General features: G+C 64.4%; 19 protein-coding genes and 3 tRNA genes. 8 read left to right on the top strand and 14 right to left on the bottom strand.

The window, feature by feature from the left end; genetic code table 11:
- Positions 1-13: 13 nt before the first annotated feature.
- Both B059_RS0107445 and B059_RS0107440 read right to left on the bottom strand, forming a co-directional pair.
- Positions 14-898 carry a class I SAM-dependent methyltransferase gene (locus B059_RS0107445; protein WP_018077612.1) on the bottom strand — a complete coding sequence of 295 codons (885 nt, stop codon included), beginning with the start codon at positions 896-898 and terminating at the stop codon, positions 14-16.
- Positions 895-1,719 (bottom strand): mechanosensitive ion channel family protein, encoded by an 825-nt coding sequence (locus tag B059_RS0107440; protein ID WP_038058401.1) that lies wholly within the window; start codon positions 1,717-1,719, stop codon positions 895-897. Before B059_RS0107440 ends, B059_RS0107445 begins: the two co-directional genes overlap by 4 nt.
- A gap of 124 nt (positions 1,720-1,843) precedes the next feature.
- Between B059_RS0107440 and B059_RS0107435 the strand changes: the two genes are divergently transcribed.
- The gene (locus tag B059_RS0107435) at positions 1,844-2,590 is read left to right on the top strand and encodes a sulfurtransferase (protein WP_026177371.1); all 747 of its coding nucleotides are present in this window, start codon (positions 1,844-1,846) and stop codon (positions 2,588-2,590) included.
- Positions 2,591-2,600: 10 nt separating this feature from the next.
- On the opposite strand, the gene B059_RS0107430 is transcribed toward B059_RS0107435, so the two are convergent.
- Both B059_RS0107430 and B059_RS0107425 read right to left on the bottom strand, forming a co-directional pair.
- Positions 2,601-5,159, bottom strand: coding sequence for an ABC transporter permease (locus B059_RS0107430; RefSeq protein ID WP_081601591.1), 2,559 nt, complete (start codon positions 5,157-5,159; stop codon positions 2,601-2,603).
- Complete coding sequence (locus tag B059_RS0107425) at positions 5,156-5,875, bottom strand: ABC transporter ATP-binding protein (protein WP_018077608.1); 720 nt, start codon at positions 5,873-5,875, stop codon at positions 5,156-5,158. Before B059_RS0107425 ends, B059_RS0107430 begins: the two co-directional genes overlap by 4 nt.
- Positions 5,876-5,905: 30 nt before the next feature.
- Here B059_RS0107425 and B059_RS0107420 point away from each other — a divergent pair, with 30 nt between their 5' ends.
- Positions 5,906-6,526, top strand: coding sequence for an arylesterase (locus B059_RS0107420; RefSeq protein ID WP_018077607.1), 621 nt, complete (start codon positions 5,906-5,908; stop codon positions 6,524-6,526).
- A complete protein-coding gene (locus B059_RS0107415; protein ID WP_018077606.1) occupies positions 6,523-6,912 on the top strand; it encodes a YchJ family protein in 390 nt (129 codons plus the stop codon). Before B059_RS0107420 ends, B059_RS0107415 begins: the two co-directional genes overlap by 4 nt.
- 82 nt (positions 6,913-6,994) lie before the next feature.
- On the opposite strand, the gene B059_RS0107410 is transcribed toward B059_RS0107415, so the two are convergent.
- The 3 genes from B059_RS0107410 to B059_RS0107400 all read right to left on the bottom strand — a co-directional run bounded on the left by B059_RS0107410 (position 6,995) and on the right by B059_RS0107400 (position 7,304).
- Positions 6,995-7,070: transfer RNA gene (locus B059_RS0107410), tRNA-His, on the bottom strand.
- A 35-nt stretch (positions 7,071-7,105) separates the two neighbouring features.
- A tRNA-Arg gene (locus B059_RS0107405) sits at positions 7,106-7,182 on the bottom strand.
- A 45-nt stretch (positions 7,183-7,227) separates the two neighbouring features.
- Positions 7,228-7,304, bottom strand: a tRNA-Pro gene (locus tag B059_RS0107400).
- Between the two features lie 133 nt (positions 7,305-7,437).
- Here B059_RS0107400 and folD point away from each other — a divergent pair.
- A complete protein-coding gene (gene folD, locus B059_RS0107395; protein ID WP_018077605.1) occupies positions 7,438-8,292 on the top strand; it encodes a bifunctional methylenetetrahydrofolate dehydrogenase/methenyltetrahydrofolate cyclohydrolase FolD in 855 nt (284 codons plus the stop codon).
- A 94-nt stretch (positions 8,293-8,386) separates the two neighbouring features.
- Here the strand turns inward: folD and B059_RS0107390 are convergent, their stop codons facing one another.
- A complete protein-coding gene (locus B059_RS0107390) occupies positions 8,387-9,145 on the bottom strand; it encodes an HAD family hydrolase (RefSeq protein WP_018077604.1) in 759 nt (252 codons plus the stop codon).
- Positions 9,146-9,229: 84 nt separating this feature from the next.
- On the opposite strand from B059_RS0107390, the gene dksA reads away from it, so the two are divergent.
- Together dksA and B059_RS0107380 are read left to right on the top strand one after the other, a co-directional pair.
- Entirely contained in the window at positions 9,230-9,649 is a 420-nt protein-coding gene (gene dksA / locus B059_RS0107385; RefSeq protein WP_018077603.1) for an RNA polymerase-binding protein DksA, read from the top strand.
- 53 nt (positions 9,650-9,702) lie between these two features.
- Positions 9,703-10,146 (top strand): hypothetical protein, encoded by a 444-nt coding sequence (locus B059_RS0107380; RefSeq protein ID WP_018077602.1) that lies wholly within the window; start codon positions 9,703-9,705, stop codon positions 10,144-10,146.
- Between the two features lie 43 nt (positions 10,147-10,189).
- Here the strand turns inward: B059_RS0107380 and B059_RS0107375 are convergent, their stop codons facing one another.
- Positions 10,190-10,399: a hypothetical protein gene (locus B059_RS0107375; RefSeq protein WP_038058398.1), complete on the bottom strand. Its 210-nt coding sequence runs from the start codon at positions 10,397-10,399 to the stop codon at positions 10,190-10,192.
- Positions 10,400-10,755: 356 nt separating this feature from the next.
- Positions 10,756-10,986 (bottom strand): hypothetical protein, encoded by a 231-nt coding sequence (locus B059_RS0107370; protein ID WP_245538748.1) that lies wholly within the window; start codon positions 10,984-10,986, stop codon positions 10,756-10,758.
- A gap of 168 nt (positions 10,987-11,154) precedes the next feature.
- On the opposite strand from B059_RS0107370, the gene B059_RS0107365 reads away from it, so the two are divergent.
- Both B059_RS0107365 and B059_RS0107360 read left to right on the top strand, forming a co-directional pair.
- Positions 11,155-11,823: a response regulator gene (locus tag B059_RS0107365; protein ID WP_018077599.1), complete on the top strand. Its 669-nt coding sequence runs from the start codon at positions 11,155-11,157 to the stop codon at positions 11,821-11,823.
- Complete coding sequence (locus B059_RS0107360; RefSeq protein ID WP_018077598.1) at positions 11,820-13,202, top strand: sensor histidine kinase; 1,383 nt, start codon at positions 11,820-11,822, stop codon at positions 13,200-13,202. Before B059_RS0107365 ends, B059_RS0107360 begins: the two co-directional genes overlap by 4 nt.
- 49 nt (positions 13,203-13,251) lie before the next feature.
- Here the strand turns inward: B059_RS0107360 and pnp are convergent, their stop codons facing one another.
- The 4 genes from pnp to rbfA all read right to left on the bottom strand — a co-directional run bounded on the left by pnp (position 13,252) and on the right by rbfA (position 17,134).
- A complete protein-coding gene (pnp, locus tag B059_RS0107355; RefSeq protein ID WP_018077597.1) occupies positions 13,252-15,384 on the bottom strand; it encodes a polyribonucleotide nucleotidyltransferase in 2,133 nt (710 codons plus the stop codon).
- A 123-nt stretch (positions 15,385-15,507) separates the two neighbouring features.
- The gene (rpsO, locus tag B059_RS0107350) at positions 15,508-15,777 is read right to left on the bottom strand and encodes a 30S ribosomal protein S15 (protein WP_018077596.1); all 270 of its coding nucleotides are present in this window, start codon (positions 15,775-15,777) and stop codon (positions 15,508-15,510) included.
- Positions 15,778-15,866: 89 nt separating this feature from the next.
- Positions 15,867-16,763 (bottom strand): tRNA pseudouridine(55) synthase TruB, encoded by an 897-nt coding sequence (gene truB / locus B059_RS0107345; RefSeq protein WP_018077595.1) that lies wholly within the window; start codon positions 16,761-16,763, stop codon positions 15,867-15,869.
- Entirely contained in the window at positions 16,760-17,134 is a 375-nt protein-coding gene (gene rbfA / locus B059_RS0107340; protein WP_018077594.1) for a 30S ribosome-binding factor RbfA, read from the bottom strand. The genes truB and rbfA overlap by 4 nt, the downstream gene beginning before the upstream one ends.
- Positions 17,135-17,195 lie beyond the last annotated feature (61 nt).

Below are 17,195 nucleotides of genomic sequence, written 5' to 3'. Positions count from 1 at the left end.
GCATAGGCCGTTTTCAGGATGGCTGCGGGTCGAGAAAGCGTGTTTCGAGTTCCTGCAGATTGAGCTCCTGCAGAATCTGCTGCAAGCGTTCGCGCGCGTTGCGGCGCGGCGCGCCGGTGCGGGTGGCGACGATCAACTCGTTTTTCAGCGAATGCTCCCAGCCGACCAGTTCGGTGACGGTGACCTGGTAGCCGTGCGATTCCAGCTGCAGGCAGCGCAGCACGTTGGTGAGCTGGCTGCCGAATTCGCGCGTGTGGATGGGGTGGCGCCAGATCTCGGACAGCGGCGTCTTGCCAAACGACGCATTCTTGTGCTTTCTGAGCACCGCGGCGACTTCGGCCTGGCAGCACGGCACCAGCACGATGTGGTGCGCCTGCCTGGCGAGCGCGAAGCGGATGGCGTCGTCAGTCGCGGTGTTGCAGGCGTGTAGCGCAGTGACGATGTCGATGCGCGGCGGCAGGGCGTCGGAGGTGATCGATTCCGTCACTGTCGTGCTGAGAAAGCTCATGCGCTCGAAACCCAGCCGCGCTGCCAGTTCGCGCGATTTCTCCACCAGTTCGTCGCGGGTCTCGATGCCATAGATATGGGCGCCGGCGCGATCTTTCAGGAACAGGTCATAGAGGATGAAGCCGAGGTAAGACTTGCCCGCGCCGTGATCGGCCAGCGTCAGCGTGTCCTGCCGGCCCAACACCTCGTCGAGCAGCGGCTCTATGAAATGGCACAGGTGGTAGACCTGCTTCAGCTTGCGGCGGCTGTCCTGATTGAGCTTGCCGTCGCGCGTCAGGATGTGCAATTCCTTCAGCAGCTCGATCGACTGGCCGGGGCGCAGTACCTCCGTCAGCGGGTCGACATAAGCGGCTTTCGGCGTGCCGGCGGCGGAGGGTGCGGCGCGCTTCATGCCGCCCCCAGCAGGCGCACTTCGCGTTGCGGCAAGGGGATGGGGATGCCGCATTCGTGGAAGGTTTCCAGCACCGCCTGGGTGATCTCGCCCGATGTGGTGTGGAAATCGGCCACCGAGGTCCACGGGCGGATCGCGATCTGCACCTTAAAGTCCGCCAGTGCCAGCACATGGATCATCGGCTCAGGTTCCCGCAGGATTTTGGGGTGCGCTATCAGCAGGTCGCGGATTGCCGCCAGCGCCCGCTTGATGTCGGCATCGTAGGCCACGCCGACCACCACGTCGAGCTGGCGCAGGGTGCCGAAGTTGTGCAGGATCTCGCCGGCGATCTTGCGGTTGGGGATGACCACGCGCGAGCGGTCGGGATGGCTCAGCACCGTGTTGAACAGCTTGATTTCCTCGACCATGCCTTCCTCGTCGACGATGGAAATGTATTCGCCCACCTTGAATGGCCGGGTGAAGATGATGGTCAGACCTGCTGCCAGATTGCCCAGCACCCCCTGCATCGCCAGCGCGATGCCGGCGCCTGCGACGCCCAGCCCGGCGATCAGCGGCAGCAGCTGCACCCCCAGATTCTGCAGCGCCATGATGAGAAACAGGCCCAGCACCAGGATGCGTAGCATGCGTACCAGCAGCAGGCGCAGGGTGGCGTCGAGCCCGAGTTTCACCAGCATCGAATCGGCCGCCCTGCCCACCCAGCGCCCGACGTAATAGCCCGCCGCCAGAATCAGCAGCGCCGCCAGCAGCCTGGGACCGAACTGGATGGCGAGGTCGATCGCGGTTTGCTGGGCATGTTCCAGCGTTTGCAGTTGTTCATTCATGATCGGCAAAAGGGAAGGGAATCCCGCAGGGTATCAAAACCGCCAGCCCGGCAGAACCGTCCCGTATTTATCCTGGAAGCCAGGTTTCCAGGATAATGCCGGCTTGCTGAAAGGTTTTTTTACCGTGTCCGTCGTCAATATTTCCTGCTACAAGTTCGTCACCCTCGCCGATCGCGAGGCGCTCAAGACCGATCTCACTTCGCGTTGTCTCGAACTTGGCCTCAAGGGCACGATCCTGCTCGCGCCGGAGGGTATCAACGTATTCCTGGCCGGTCCACGCACAGCGATCGACGCCATCGTCGCCCATCTGCGCTCCGATCCGCGTTTTGCCGACCTCGCGCCCAAGGAAAGCCTGTCGGCCGAGCCGCCGTTCAGGCGGATGCGGGTGCGGCTGAAGAAGGAAATCATCACCATGAAGCATCCGCTGATCCGTCCCGAAGCAGGGCGCGCGCCGTCGGTGGCCGCCGCCACGCTGAAGCAGTGGCTGGACCGCGGCATGGACGACGCAGGCCGCCCGGTAGTGATGCTGGATACCCGCAACGACTACGAAGTGGCGGCGGGCACTTTCGACCGGGCGGTCGATTATGGAATTGGCGTCTTCAGCGAGTTTCCGCCGCGCCTGGCCGCGCATTGTGCCGACTATGCCGGCAAGACCGTGGTGTCGTTCTGCACCGGCGGCATCCGCTGCGAAAAGGCCGCCATCCATATGAAGGCCATCGGCATCGAGCACGTGTACCAGCTCGAAGGCGGCATCCTCAAATATTTCGAGGAGGTCGGCGGCGCGCATTACCGCGGCGACTGCTTCGTGTTCGACGAGCGCGAGGGGGTGAGCGCGGATTTGCAGCCGGCATCCGGACGCCAGCATCGCTGACCTCAAGGGCTCAGTTCAACGCCCGGATCGACTGCATCGGCGGCACGCGCGTGATGTGGCGCGTGGTGAGCCAGCCACTCATCCCCACCAGCAGCGCGCCGGCCGTTGGCAACGTCAGCCACAACCATGGATGCAGACGCAGCGGCAGGTCGAACAGGCGCTCGGCGATCAGCGCCATGGCGATTTCGGCGCAGACGCTGGCGAGCAGGCCGGCCAACACGCCGAGCGCGATGAACTCGCTCCACAGCCCCTTCGCCAGGTAGGCGCGCTGGGCGCCCAGCGTGCGCAGCAACACGGCTTCCTGCCGGCGTGCGTCGAGACTGGCCAGGAGCGTGGCGACGACCACCGCCATGCCGGCGGCGAGCAGGAATCCCAGCAGTAACTGAATGGCACCGATGATCTGCGCGAACACTGCCTCGATGTTGGCGATGAGCTTGTCGAGCGCGAGCACGGTGATGCCGGGAAAGGCCTTGACGAAGCCGGGCAGCGCGCGGGCCGCGTCCGGCGGCACGTAGACGCTGGCGATGGCGCTGGCGGGCAGGGCGTCGAGCTGGCCGGGTGCGAAGATGACGAAGAAGTTGGGCTGCATCGAGTCCCACTTCACGCTGCGAAGGCTGGTGATGCGCGCGGTGAGCGTCTGGTCGCCGACCTGGAAGCCGAGCTGGTCGCCGACCGCAAGATGCAGCCGTTCGGCCATGCCGGATTCGACCGAGATTTCGGCGGCGTGGCGTTCGCCGTGCCAGCGTCCGCCCAGCACGACGTTGTTGGCCGGCAGGGTGGCAGTCCAGGTGAGATTGAGCTCGCGCCGCAGGGTATTGCTGTTGCGCGCGTCCTCGGGCAGCGTGTCGGCGATCGGCACGCCGTTCTTGCTGACCAGGCGGCCGCGCACCATAGGGTAGAGCGCGGAGGCCTGGAGGCGGTGCTGCGACAGATAGGCGGCTACTGCTTGCTGCTGTTGCGGTGCGATGTTCACCAGAAAATAATTGGGTGTTTGCGGCGGCAGTTGCTGGCGCCAGCCAGCGACGAGATCGCTGCGCACCAGCGCCAGCAAGGCCACCAGGAACAGCGCCAGAGTGAAGGCGCCGAGCTGCAGCGTGCTGTCGAAGCGGTGGCGCAGCAGCTGCGCGAGGCCGAAGCGCAGCGGGCCGTGTGCCATGCGCTGGACGCCGCCCCCGGCCAGCAGGGCCAGCCGGGCCAGCAGGATCAATACCGCGGCCAGCGCGGCCAGCGCGCCGACGAAGACGCCGACCAGCCGGGCGTCGCCCGCATACCAGGCAATCAGGAATAGCAGCGCGGACCCGCTGACGGCCGCGCTGGCCCACGCGGCCACCGGCAGCGGCGGCAGCTCGCGCCGCAAGACCCGCAGCGGCGGCACGCGGATCAGGCGCATCAGGGCCGGCAGGCTGGCACCCGCCAGCGCCAGCAAGCCGCTGGCGACGGCGGCGCCCACCGGCGCCAGGCCGAGTGCAGGCAGGCGGGTAGCCGCCTCGGGCAGGATCAGCAGCGCCAGCGCCTGCTGCATCAGCGCGCCGACCGCCACGCCCAGCATGCTGCCCAGGAGACCCAGCGCCAGCAACTGGATGGCATAGAGGCTGCGCAGCTGCGCAGCGGTGGCGCCGAGGCAGCGCAGCAGCGCTGCCTGGTCGTAGTGGCGCAGCGCGTGGTGGTGCGCGGCGACGGCGATGGCGGCCACCGACAGCAGCAGGCTGATGAGCGCGGTGAGCTGGATGTAGCGGTCTGCATTGGCGAACGCGCCGCGCAGGGTTTCGACGCCTTCGCGCGAACCGATGAGGCGCTGGGTGCTGTCGAGCCGTGGCTTGAGCGCCGTACCGAAAGCCGCGAGCTGCCCGGGCTCGCCCGCAAACTGGTAGAGGTAGGTGACGCGGCTGCCAGGCTGCAGCACCCCGGTGCGTTCGATTTCATCGGCCCGCATGAATACGCGGGGGGCGAGCCCGAATACGCCGCCGAGCTGTCCCGGTTCTTCGGCCACCACGCCGGCGATGCGGAAACGTGCTTCGCCGATCTGTACTTCATCCCCCACGCTGGCCGACAGCAGCGACAGCAGCGAAGGCTCGACGTAAATCGCGCCCGGCGGCGGCTGCGCCGGGCGCGGCGTGCCGACGGCGAAGGGGCGGGAGGCGATGCGCACCGTGCCACGCAGTGGATAGGCAGCGTCGACGGCGCGCACGGTGGCGAGTTGGAAAACGTCCTTCCGGGTGACCATGCTGGAAAATTCGAGCGCCTGGCTGGTTGCCAGCGAACCGGCCTTGGGTGCGCTGTTTTCAATGGAAAGGGCGGGCCAGACCTCGATCGGACGCGGGCTGGTGACCAGCAGGTCGGCACCGAGAAAGCTGGCGCCCTGTTCGCTCATGGTGCGCTTCAGACGGTCGCCGAGAAAGCCGGTGGTGGCAACGCTGCCGACGCCGATGATCAGCGCCAGCAGCAGCACGTGCCATTCGCCGCTGGCGCGTTCGCGCTGCAGCAGCCACAGGCCGAGCCGAATCACCCGTAAAGGGTATGCCGGTGGGGTCCCCGCTGCTGCGCAGCGACCCTTCCGCAGGAAGTTCATGCGACGCGCCCCGCGACCAGATGCAGCCGGCGCTGGCAGCGCGCCGCCAGCGCATCGTCGTGGGTGACCAGGATCAGGGTGGTGGCGGCGGAAGCGTTGAGCTCGAACAGCAGTTCGATGATGCGCGCGCCGGTGTCGGCGTCGAGGTTGCCGGTGGGCTCGTCGGCAAACACGATTTCGGGATCGGTGGCGAAGGCGCGTGCGATGGCGACGCGTTGTTGTTCGCCACCGGACAGCTGGCGCGGGGTGTGTGCCGCGCGCGCGGCAAGGCCGACGCGGTCGAGCCAGTAGGCGGCGCGTTCGCGTGCACCGGGGTGGCCCGCCAGTTCCAGCGGCAGCAGGATGTTTTCCAGCGCAGTCAGCGCAGGCAGCAACTGAAACGACTGGAACACGAAGCCGACGCGGCCGGCACGCAGGCGGGCACGGGCGTCCTCGTCGAGATCGTTGAGACGTTGGCCGAGTAAGAAGACTTCGCCCGCGGACGGCTGGTCGAGTCCCGCCAGCAGGCCAAGCAGGGTCGATTTGCCGGAGCCGGAGGCGCCGGTGATGGCCAGCGTCTCACCCGCTTTGACGGCAAGCCCTACATCGCTGAGGATGGCGAGTATGCCGTCGGCTGTGGCGACATGCTGCGACAGGCCGCGTGCACTGACGATGCCGGGCGATTGCAGTGAGCGGGTCGATTCAGCAGGGAACCGGGTGCGGACTGGTGACGTCATTATTGGCATGGGCCGGATTGGGATGAGTGAATGAATTATCGCGTATGGGTGCTGTTGTTGCTGTTGCTGCCAGGTTGGGCAGCGGCGGGCTCGTGTTCCTTGTTGATTGTCGGCGACAGCCTGAGTTCCGGCTATGGCCTGGCAAATGGTTCAGGCTGGGTGGATCGGCTCGATGCGCGATTGAAAAAAACCGCGCCGGACTGGCGCGTGATCAACGCCAGCGTGAGCGGCGACACCACGCAGAACGGCCTGCAGCGCCTGGCGCCCGCGCTGGCCCGGCAGCACCCGCAGGGTGTGCTGATCGAACTGGGCGGCAACGACGCCTTGCGTGGCACGCCGCCCGAGACGATCCGCAAGAATCTGCTGAGCCTGGTGCGCCAGGCCAAGGCGACCGGCGCATGGGTGGTGTTGCTGGAAGCGCCGGTGCTGCCGAATTACGGCAAGACCTATGCCGACGCGGTCGCGAAGTTGTACGGCGAGGTGGCGCGCGCGGAAACGATCACGCATGTGCCGTGTTTCGTCTGTGCGGTCGGCGCGAAGCCGGGCATGATGCAGGCCGATGGCATCCATCCCAACGAAAAGGCCCAGGCCGATATGCTCGACGCCGTGTGGCCGTACCTCAAACCGAAACTGCGCTGCCCAACGAAATGAAGACGCTTGACCCCGCCTGCGCCTGTGGGTCCGGGCGCACCTATGCGGCCTGCTGCGGACGCTTTCACGCCGGCGAACCGGCACCGGATGCGGAAACCCTGATGCGCTCGCGCTATAGCGCCTATGTGCATGGCCTGGAGTCCTATCTCCTGGCTACCTGGCATGCCGCTACCCGCCCCGCGGCGCTGGAACTCGACGCCAGCCCGCGCCCGCAATGGCTGGGACTTGCGGTGAAAGCGCACGTGCCGTCGGACGACAGTCACGCCGAGGTGGAATTCATTGCGCGCTACAAGCTCAATGGCCGTGCGTTCAAGCTGCACGAAGTGAGCCGTTTCGAACGGCTGGACGGACGCTGGCTGTATGTCGGCGGCGAGATCCGCGAATGATGGCGGGCATCGCGGGGTGCGGGCGGCGCACAAGACAAAGCCCGCTGGCGCGGGCTTTGTAGCGGCTTCTAATCGAATAAGGTGGGGTGGATGATGGGACTCGAACCCACGACAACAGGAATCACAATCCTGGACTCTACCAACTGAGCTACATCCACCATTGTTGTCGCCAGCATGCCGGCAACGAAAACCTTGGCCTGCCCGACAGGAATCGAACCTGTAACCCCCAGCTTAGAAGGCTGGTGCTCTATCCAGTTGAGCTACGGGCAGAGACTCACTATCTCGGGCGCGATCTCTTACTTGTCGGATAGGGGGTGGTCGGGGTGAGAGGATTCGAACCTCCGACATCCTGCTCCCAAAGCAGGCGCGCTACCGGGCTGCGCTACACCCCGAAATCCTGTTGGCGCTTCAAGGCGCATTTCGGAGAGGCGAGACTATACCGCGGCGAATCGGCCGGGTCAATTTCCACTTGAGTATGGTGGGTGATTTCCGGGAAAATCACCCTTTTGCTTCAGGGTTGTCCTAATGAGCGCACGCATTCTCGACGGCAAGGCCATGGCCGATACCATCCTCGCAGTGGTCCACGACAAGGTGGCCGAACGCGAGGCGCAAGGCAAGCGCCGCCCCGGCCTGGCGGTCGTGCTGGTCGGCGACGATGCCGCTTCGGCGGTGTACGTGCGCAACAAGAAGCGCGCCTGCGAGCGGGCCGGCGTGGCCAGCATCTCGCACGATCTGCCATCTGCCGCAACACAGGATCAATTGCTGGCGTTGATCGACCAGCTCAACGCCGACCCGGCCATCGACGGTATCCTGGTGCAGCTGCCGCTGCCCGCGCACATCGACGCTGAGACGGTGATCGAGCGCATCCGCCCGGACAAGGATGTCGACGGCTTCCACCCTTACAACATCGGCCGCCTAGCGGTGAAGATGCCGACGCTGCGGCCCTCCACGCCGCGCGGCATCATGACGCTGCTGCGCGCGACCAACGAGGAGCTGCGCGGCAAGAATGCGGTGATGGTCGGCGCCTCCAACATTGTCGGCCGGCCGATGAGTCTGGAACTGCTGCTGGCCGGCTGCACCATCACCGTATGCCACAGTGCCACGCGCGACCTGGAAAGCTTTGTGCGCTCCGCCGAAATCCTGGTGGTGGGGGTGGGCAAGCCGCGCATGATCCCGGGCGACTGGGTGCGCGAGGGCGCGATCGTGATCGACGTCGGCATCAACCGGCTACCCGATGGCAAACTGGTCGGCGACGTCGATTTCGATTCCGCGGTGGAACGCGCCAGCTGGATCACCCCGGTACCCGGTGGGGTCGGCCCGATGACCGTGGCGACGCTGCTGGAAAACACGCTCGAAGCAGCGCTGATGCACAACCCTTGAAATCAGGCTATCCGCGAATACCCGAAGTGCATAAAGACGCGAAGAAACGCGAAGGGAAGGCAGGTTTTCTTCGCGACCCTTCGCAGATAAATATTCAGTTGGCGTGCAGTGCCCTGAGGTAGGCCACGTCGACGAACGGCTGGCCGAGATCGGGGCCGGTCAGCACCCGGGTTGGTGTACCCGGTTCACCGAGGTCGGACAGCACGACGGCAGCGCCGCTGAAGTCGTGCTCCAGCGTGTAGTCGTTGACTGTCACCAGCGTTTTCAGGCTAGCGCCCAGGCTCGCGCGCAGGCCGTTCTCCGAATCCTCGAACGCCAGGCAGTCGGCGGCGTCGACCCCCATTTTCCGCAACGCGTAGTGATAGATGTCGGGCGCGGGTTTCTTCGCCGGAACGATATCGCCTGCAGCGATCACCTCGAACCAGTCAGCCGTGCCGGCACCCAGGCTGTGTTCCAGCAGCACGGTGACGTTTTCCGGGGTGGTGGTGGTGGCGATCGCCAGCCGCAGTCCGGCGCCACGCGCTTCGATCAGCAGACGCTCGACCCCGGGTCGCATCGGAATGCCGCCGCGCGCGGCGAGCGCCGCGTAGTGCCGGGTTTTGGCCTGATGCAGTTCGACCACCATTGTGTCGAAATTATCTGGCTTTCTATAGTCCGGCCGATAGTGGTCGATATAGTGTTTCATCCGCTCCTTGCCGCCAGTCACGGCGAGCAGTTTGCCGTAGAGGGCGACGTCCCAGTGCCAGTCGAGACCGGCATCCTTGAATGCCTGATTGAAGGCAGGACGATGGCCGTCGCGTTCGGTGTCGGCGAGTGTGCCGTCAACGTCGAAGAGTAGGGCTTGTAATGTCATATGGGTTGCGGCGGTTAAATGATTCTGCTATTAAGTCGGGTTGGGCTTCGCCCGGGATGAACCGAAATTTTCAAAGAGAACGAGATGGCTGAAACTTTGATGCGCTTTGAGCCGTACAAGGCCAAAAAAGGCGAAGAATACATGAACGCAAAACAACTCGAGCATTTTCGCAAGATGCTTGAGTCCTGGAAAGCGGAATTGTCGCAGGACATCGATACCACCCTGCATTCCATGCAGGATGAGCAGACCGTCTTTGCCGATCCCAACGATCGCGCCACTCAGGAATCGGACATGGCGCTGGAACTGCGTAATCGGGACAGGGAGCGCAAGCTGATCAAGAAAATCAATGAAACCATCGTCAAGATCGACAGCGGCGAATACGGCTACTGTGAATCCTGCGGTGTCGAAATCGGGCTCGACCGCCTGCAGGCGCGCCCGACCGCCACCCTGTGCATCGATTGCAAGACGCTCGAGGAAATCCGCGAGCGCCAGGTCGCCAAGTAAACCTGGCGTCCCGGATTGCCAGGTCATTTCCGATTCACAAGCTGATCCACGCAATGGCAGATACCGACGAGTTCGACCGTTATTACAATGGGCTGCTTTACAGCGTGATGCGCTGGGATCAGTTGACGGCGTTTTGGCAAAAAGTGGATGCCGGGGCCGGCTGGTACCTCTATGCGGTAGGCCAGCAGGCGCCGCAGGCACCAGCTTCTGCCGACAAGGTGCAGCAGTTCATGCGCGAACTGGATGAACTGCTGCGGCGCGAGCATCACGAAGATTACTGCGCGATCGTTTACGCGGACAATCTGGATACGCCCAGCTTCATCAAGATCTACGATCCCAATCATCTCGGCAGTTCGTGTGGATCGAGCGCGACCAAATCGTCGATCCTGCCGGGCTGGCTGATGAGCCGCATGCCGCCGCGCGAACTCGAAATGCGCGGAGTGGTGACTGGCCAGCGCAAACGCTGGTGGCAATCATTTCTCGATAATTCGGCATAAAAAAACCGCGCCCGAGAGCGCGGTTTTTTGCGGCCGTGAAGAATTACTTCTTGGCGGGCCCGGCAGGCATGGCAGCAGCGTCAGACTTTTTCGTTTCGGCCTTGGCAGCGTGCTTCTTGGCTTCTTCGGCCTTCTTGGGTGCGGCAGCGTGCATTTCAGCCGCGGAGGCAGCGGGGGCGTCGGCAGCGACGGCGGACATGCTGAACGCGCCGGCAATAGCCGCGGCGACCAGGGAAGACATCAGTTTGCTCATCAATTTCTCCAGTGTGATCAAGTAGGTTGCCATGCAATCGCGGGCTGCAACTGCATGGCGCCACTATGCAGCGTCATGCTTACACGAACCTTACGAATGTTGCCTTGATCGAGCTTCCGCCCGTGATGCGTTTCGGGCTGGATTGGCGGGATTTTCCGGATTCCGGATAAAGAGGCTTGCTGCGCGATCGTTTGTGCGGACAGCCGCGATGCGCCCGGCCTCAGCGAGATCCGAGATGCCAACGGCGGCTCTGTAGGATGAGACGCATGCCTTCGCGGAGCCCGCAGTGTGGCGCGGTGACGCTCCGGCATAAAAAAACCGCGCCCGAGAGCGCGGTTCGCTGCGGCCCGGAAGGATTATTTCTTGGCGGGCTCGGCAGGCATGGCAGCAGCATCAGACTTTTTCGCTGCGGCCTTGGCAACGTGTTTTTTGGCTTTATGGGCCTTCTTGGGGGCGGCGGCGGGCTTCTCGGCCGCGGAGCTGGCACCGGTAGCGGGGGGCGCGGCCGTGTCGGCTGCGATAGCGGACATGCTGAATGCGCCGGCAATAGCCGCGGCGATCAGGGAAGACATCAGTTTGTTCATCATTTTCTCCTGTGTGGTCAAGTGTAGGTTGCCATGCAATCGCGGATTGCAACTGCATGCCGGCCACTATGCGGCGCCACGCTTACAGGAACCTTACGAAAGCCGGCTCGGACGGATATTTTTGAGAAGCATTTCGTGTGCGATGGGCACGCTTTATGTCAGACTTTTGGCATGAAAATCCTGCTTGTGGAAGACGATCCGACCCTGGGCGAGGCGGTCATGCTGGCAACCCGGCAGGCGGGTTTTGCGGTCGACTGGAGCCGGGATGGCGTGCAGGCGGAAAACGCGCTGGCGGGGTATGCCTACGATGCCATGCTGCTCGATCTGGGGCTGCCGCGGCGCGAGGGGCTGCAGGTGCTGCGCAACTTGCGGAAACGTGGCGCGACCCTGCCGGTGATGATTCTGACTGCGCGCGACACGGTGGAGGACAGGGTGCGGGGGCTGGATGCCGGCGCGGACGATTACCTGCTCAAGCCGTTTGCGCTGGATGAATTGCTCGCGCGATTGCGGGCCCTGCTGCGCAGGGCGCATGGCGTGGCCGACACCCTGATACGGATCGGGCGCCTGAGTTTCGACAGCGTCAAGCGGCAGGCCAGCATGGGCGAGGCGCCGCTGGTGTTATCCGCACGCGAGGTGGAAGTGCTTGAGATCCTGCTCCATCATGCCGGGCACGTCACGGCCAAAGAGGCCATCGCAGACCGCCTGACCGGCTGGGATGACGGCGTGGGGGAGAATGCGGTGGAGGTCTACATCCATCGCTTGCGCCGCAAGCTGGAAGGCTCCGGCGTGGCGATCCGCACTTTGCGCGGCCTTGGCTATCTGCTGGAGGCCGAGCGTTGAATCGGGAAAAGCGGCAAAGCCTGCGGCGGCAACTGATCGTCCGCATGCTGGCGATGATGTTGCCGCTGTTCATTCTGCTTTGCGCCATTGCCTATTTTTCCAGCCAGTATTTCATCAATGCGGCATTCGATCGCTCGCTGCTACGGCGAACGTTCGCGCTTGCAGATCGGGTTGAGGTGCTGCACGGCCAGGTACAGGTGGATCTGCCGGTCGCAGCACGCGAATTGCTGGTGTTCGATCAGGAAGATTTATTGTTCCACAGCATCACCAGCCCGGATGGACAGGTCATCGAGGGGGAGCGTGATATGCCGCGGCTTCCCGCGCGAAAGCCGCTCAAGCCTGGCCAGTTGATCGTCTATAACGGCACCAAGGATGGCGCGAAAGTCCGGGTGGCGGCATTTGCGCTTTCGCTCAAGGGCACCAGTGCAAGCGGCGCGGCGCTGGTGCAGGTGGGGGAAACACTGACCCGCCGTTCGGTTCTGGCGGGGCGCGCCACGCTGGCGATCGTGATTCCGATGCTGCTCATGACGCTGACTGCCGCGGTTGCCATCGCTTTTGGCGTCGGGCGTGGGCTTGAGCCGCTGAGCCGGCTGCGGGACCGCTTGTCGGCGCGACAGGCGTTCGATCTAAGCCCGGTTCCGCTGGAGGGCACGCCTGCGGAATTGCGGCCGTTCCTGGATGAGATCAATTCGTTGCTGCAGCGCCTGTCCGAAGCGGTCGAAGCGCAGTCGCGCTTTGTCGCGGATGCAGCGCATCAACTCCGCACGCCCATCGCCGGCATCCGTGCACAGGCCGAGGCCGCGCTGGCGAGCACACGGCATGAAGACGCGCAGCACGCACTGGCGCGTATTGCACAGTCGGCGCAAACCATGGGCGGCCTGGTTGAGAAGCTGCTCATCCTGGCGCGCGTCGATGTTGCGGAAAATACCTTGCACCTGATCCGGCTGGACGGCGTTGAGGTGGTGCGGGAGGTTGCCCGCGAATGGGCGCCGCAGGCATTGGCCAAGGGGGTGGAAATCAGCTTCGATATGCAAGGCGGAGACGCATGGCTGATGGGCGATGCCCAGCTGCTGCGCGAGATGCTGGCCAATTTGATCGACAATGCCTTGCGTTATGGCGGGGCGGGGATCGCACTGACAGTATGCGGTTCGGAGCAGGGCGTGACGTGGCAGGTGGCCGATAATGGCCCGGGTATCCCGGAACAGCAGCGCACCGCAGTTTTTGCCCCATTTTACCGACTGTCTGCCGGCGTGGGAGGGGCCGGGCTTGGCTTGACGATCGTGCAGCGCATCGCGCATTTGCATGGCGCGACGGTAAGCCTGGAAGCGGGAGAAGGGGGAACGGGCCTGGTGGCGAGCGTGCGATTTCCGCCAGTGTAGGCGCAAAAAAAACCGCGCCCGGGAGCGCGGTTTTGGCGGGCAGGCTGTTTCAGCCCGCGGTTTCCGGTGTTTCGTTGTCGCTGCTGGCTGCCGGTGCGGGCGCATCCAGCAGCGCCTTCATCGACAGGCGCAGACGGCCTTTTTCATCGGCTTCCAGAATCTTCACCTTCACGATCTGGCCCTCCTTCAGGTAGTCGCCGATGGTGTTGACGCGCTCGTGGGCGATCTGCGAGATGTGCAGCAGACCGTCGCGACCCGGCAGCACGTTGATGATCGCGCCGAAGTCCAGCAGCTTGATGACCGGGCCTTCGTAGACCTTGCCGACTTCGACTTCGGCGGTGATTTCCTCGATCCGCTTCTTGGCGAGTTCGCCGGCTTCCATGCTGGTGCAGGCGATCTTCACGCTGCCGTCTTCCTGGATGTCGATCTGGGTGCCGGTTTCCTCGGTCAGCGCGCGGATGACGGCGCCGCCCTTGCCGATGACGTCGCGGATCTTTTCCGGGTTGATCTTCATCGCGATGATGCGCGGCGCGTAGGCCGACATTTCATGCGTCTCGGAGACCGACGACTTCATGATGCCGAGGATGTGCATGCGGCCTTCCTTCGCCTGCGTCAGCGCGGCCTGCATGATTTCCTTGGTGATGCCGGTGATCTTGATGTCCATCTGCAGCGCGGTCACGCCCTTTTCGGTGCCCGCGACCTTGAAATCCATGTCGCCGAGGTGGTCCTCGTCGCCGAGGATGTCGGTCAGCACGGCGAAGCGGTTGCCTTCCTTGATCAGGCCCATGGCGATGCCGGCGACGTGCGCCTTCAGCGGTGCGCCGGCGTCCATCAGCGACAGGCAGCCGCCGCACACCGAGGCCATCGACGACGAGCCGTTGGATTCGGTGATCTCCGATACCACGCGCATGGTGTAGCCGAATTCCTCCTTGGAGGGCAGCACCGCCAGCAGCGCGCGCTTGGCCAGGCGGCCGTGGCCGATTTCGCGGCGCTTCGGCGAGCCGACGCGGCCGGTTTCGCCGGTGGCGTAGGGCGGCATGTTGTAGTGCAGCATGAAGCGGTCGGAGTAGGAGCCTTCGAGCGCGTCGATGGTCTGTTCGTCGCGGCCGGTGCCGAGCGTGGTGACCACCAGCGCCTGGGTTTCGCCGCGGGTGAACAGGGCGGAACCGTGGGCGCGCGGCAGCACGCCGGTGCGGATGGTGATCGGGCGCACGGTGCGGGTGTCACGGCCGTCGATGCGCGGCTGGCCGGACAGGATGCGGTTGCGCACCACGCCGGCTTCCAGGCGGTGGAACGCGTCCTTGACGTGATTGGCAGCGACGGTATCCATGTCGGCGGTGATCAGTTCGGCGAAGGCCTTGCTGCGCACTTCGTCCACGGCCGTCATGCGGGCCTGTTTCTGCTTGATGTTGTAGGCGGCTAGCAGGCCATCCTCGGCCAGCGCCTTGAGGCGCTCGACCATGGCGGTGTCCTCGGCCAGCGGCTCCCAATCCCAGGCGTCGGCGCCGGCTTCATCGGCGAGTTCGTTGATCGCGTTGATCGCGGCCTGCATCTGGGTGTGGCCGAACACGACCGCGCCCAGCATGATGTCTTCGGGCAGTTCCATGGCTTCGGACTCGACCATCAGCACGGCGGTTTCGGTGCCGGCGACGACCAGGTTGAGCGCGGAATCCTTCAGCTCCGAGTTGGTCGGGTTGAGTACATACTCGCCGTTGACGAAGCCGACACGCGCGGCGCCGACCGGGCCGTCGAACGGCAGGCCGGACAGCGAAAGCGCGGCGGAGGCGCCGATCAGCGCGGGGATGTCGGCGCTGACTTCCGGGTTGGACGACATCACGGTGGCGATGACCTGCACTTCATTGAAGAAGCCTTCCGGGAAGAGCGGGCGGATGGGGCGGTCGATCAGGCGCGAGATCAGGGTTTCGCCTTCGGACGGACGGCTCTCGCGCTTGAGGAAGCCGCCGGGGATGCGGCCGGCAGCGTAGGTCTTTTCCTGGTAGTCGACGGTCAGCGGAAAGAAATCCTGGCCCGGCTTGACTTCGTTCTTGGCGACGACGGTGACCAGCACCACGGTGTCGTCCATGTTGACGATGACGGCGCCGGAGGCCTGGCGGGCGATTTCGCCGGTTTCCAGTGTGACCTGGTGGCGACCGTAGGTAAACGTTTTCTTGATAGCGCTCACACGAGTTCCTTTCAAAGCAGAAACGCCCCGCATGGGCGGGGCGTGGGAAATTCAGGAGGCAGCAATCCCATCCACTGTGCCGGTGCAGCGAAGTGCCGGATCATCACAGTGGCCTTGTCAGGATTACTTGCGCAGACCGAGGCGATCGATCAGGGTCTTGTAGCCTTCGAGGTTGGTGCGCTTCAGGTAGTCGAGCAGCTTGCGGCGGCGGCTCACCATCTTCAGCAGACCCCGACGTGAGTGGTGATCCTTCATGTTGGCCTTGAAGTGGCCGGTCAGATCGTTGATGCGAGCCGTCAGCAGGGCAACCTGCACTTCGGGCGAGCCGGTGTCGGCAGCGGCCCGCTGGTAATCCTGGACGATTTGCGCTTTTTGCGCGACGGTAACAGCCATGGTGTACTCCTTCTGAAATCGCGTGGCCTGCGGCTGAGCGGGACACGTTCTGGTAAACCGCGGATTTTACGCTGGAAAAGGACCCAAACTCAAGCGTTTTGGGTAGCAACCAGGCGGTGCGGCACCAGTTGGCCGGCGCTGGCGTCGGCCAGACCGATAAAGGTGTGCGCCGCCGCATACACGCGCGTGAGCCCTGCATGCGCCGCCGCATACGCGACGCTGCGGCCCTGGCACAAGGCCGTGGCATCGGTGGCATCGAGCTGCACGGCGGGCAGGTGCGCCACCAGGCAGTCTGCCGGCAGCAGCAAGGCCTGCCGCTGGCTGGCGTCGAGCGACTCCAGCTGGGCGAGCGTGTGCGCCTGGTCGAGCGTAAAGCCGCCGGCTGCAGTTCGCGTCAGCGCGCTGAGATGAGCGCCGCAGCCGAGCGCGGCGCCCATGTCCTGCGCCAGGGTACGGATGTAGGTGCCGGCGCTGCATTGCACGTCGAGGACCACGCGGGGCGGCGCACATTCGATCATCGCCAGCGAACGGATGGTGACCTTGCGCGGCGGGCGTTCGATTTCGATCCCGGCACGGGCATATTCGTAGAGCGGGCGCCCCTGGTGCTTGAGCGCCGAATGCATGGGCGGGATCTGCTCGGTTTCGCCCATGAAGCGTGGCAACACGGCGTTGATGCCGGCACAGTCGACCATCACCTCGCGGGTGTCGAGTACTTCGCCTTCCGGGTCGCCGGTCGTGGTGGTGACGCCCAGCTGCATCACGGCACGATAGCGCTTGTCCGATTCCAGAAGATAGGCCGAGAACTTGGTGGCCTCGCCGAAACACAGCGGCAGCAATCCGTCGGCAAAGGGATCGAGGGTGCCGGTGTGGCCCGCCTTTCTGGCGTTGAGCAGCCATTTGGCTTTCTGCAGCGCGGCGTTGGAGGTGATGCCGACCGGCTTGTTCAGCAGCAGCACGCCATCGACGATCTGGCGGGCTGGCTTCACGCGTCTTTGGGGTGTTTTGCGTCTTCGGCGACGGCAGTTTCGATCAGTTGGGTGAGCTCGATGCCACGCTCGACCGAGCGGTCGTACACGAACGTGAGCTTGGGCACTACGCGCAGCTGCATGCGGTGCGACAGCTGCGAACGCAGAAAACCGCTGGCGCGCTGCAGGCCATGCAGGCAGGCATCATGTTCGGTCTGGCCGCCGAGCGTGGTGAAATAGACCTTGGCGAACTCCATGTCGCGGTTGACCTCCACCTCGGTGATGGTCAGCATGCCGACGCGCGGGTCTTTCACTTCCTGCCGGATCAGCTCCGGCAGTTCGCGCTGGATCTGGTCGGCGACACGGCGGGCACGGGGATAGTCTTTGGGCATTTTTAGGGGCTAGGGATTAGGGGCTGGGGGATAAAGAAGCGCGCGGCGAAGCCGCGCTCAA

Origin of the sequence: Thiobacillus denitrificans DSM 12475, from assembly GCF_000376425.1 — a bacterium.
Classification (GTDB): Bacteria; Pseudomonadota; Gammaproteobacteria; order Burkholderiales; family Thiobacillaceae; genus Thiobacillus; species Thiobacillus denitrificans.
This window is presented reverse-complemented; position numbering and strand designations above follow the sequence as displayed.